Genomic DNA, 1,106 nt, shown 5'->3' on the forward strand with positions numbered 1-1,106 from the left:
GACAATGATGTTGCCGACGGACCGGTCGTGTCGGGTTTCGTTATGCATTATCGCCTTCTTCCTCAGTTCTCCAATCTTAGCTCCTTCCTTTTGTATCTGAATGTGAAAATCGCGATGCATGGACCGGAGTTGCGTGTGACTACGCGTGGCGGGCCACCTCAAAAATGCGCGGCGCGACCACTGCGCTTGGCTACGGCGGATTGGCACAGCTTGCCTCGTTCGCCAACCGCTCCACGCCCACTAGCATCTGGCTGCACTCCTTCAGAACGGATGACATGACGGTCGTCGTACCCTGCTCGATGCGGACCTTAGCGGCCGTGGCTCATGGCTTGGACAACAAGCTGACCAGGTGGGGCAAAAAGAACGTCGCAGCCTGTCGGTCATCTTGATGGAGCTGCCCAATGGGAGGAGAGGCTTCGACGAATTTTCAACAGAAGGAGAAAGGCGAGACCTATGATGTGAGGCGGCTTCATGCGGCAAGGAAGCGGGCGGCCATCATGTCGATGTTCGATGGTCTCAAGCCGGGCCAGACATTCTCGGTCGTGCTGGATTTCGATCCCAGCCGACTGAAGCGTCAGTTCGAGGCATTTTTTCCCAATGACTTTGTCTGGGTTTGCCTTGAGCCCGGGCCTCCAGAATGGTTGATCGAAATTGGGAGAAGAGAATCGGATCGATAACTGGTCGGCTCACCGTCTCACGGCATTTTTGCGGGGCTGGCTTCTTGTCCAGCCTCCTGATCGAGGTGCCACGTGGCTATGGAGGCCTTGTTGTAAACCTTTTAGACAGCCAATTAGACTGCGAAGCCCTCGGCATCCGCCCCATCGATGAGCGGGTCGGGGGCGCAGGCGGCGGCAAGGCGAGCCGCATCAATAATTTCGATCCTTTGGCCACGGACCCTGATGCCCGACTTTCGCAGGTTCGACAGCGCACGCGAAAAGCACTCGCGGGTTATGCCGAGCTCGGAGGCGATCAGCGTCTTCTCGAATGTTAGAACGGCCAGATCCGGCGTACCCTGCCGCTTCGACAGGGCCAGGATATAGGATCCGACTCGCTCGGTCGAATTCCTCAGCTTGAGATTCTTGATCTGCCGAACCATGCCTCGATAT

General features: G+C 57.1%; 3 protein-coding genes. 2 read left to right on the plus strand and 1 reads right to left on the minus strand.

The window, feature by feature from the left end:
- The first annotated feature begins 299 nt into the window (after nt 1-299).
- Both EOD07_RS39265 and EOD07_RS35335 read left to right on the plus strand, forming a co-directional pair.
- Nucleotides 300-389, plus strand: coding sequence for a hypothetical protein (locus EOD07_RS39265; RefSeq protein WP_348627801.1), 90 nt, complete (start codon nt 300-302; stop codon nt 387-389).
- Nucleotides 390-401: 12 nt separating this feature from the next.
- Complete coding sequence (locus tag EOD07_RS35335; RefSeq protein WP_127238434.1) at nt 402-677, plus strand: DUF2249 domain-containing protein; 276 nt, start codon at nt 402-404, stop codon at nt 675-677.
- 113 nt (nt 678-790) lie between these two features.
- Here EOD07_RS35335 and EOD07_RS35340 read toward each other — a convergent pair.
- The coding region (locus tag EOD07_RS35340) for a helix-turn-helix domain-containing protein (RefSeq protein WP_164772890.1) at nt 791-1,106 on the minus strand (316 nt) is incomplete at its 5' end.

Source organism: Mesorhizobium sp. M2C.T.Ca.TU.002.02.1.1 (assembly GCF_003997225.1).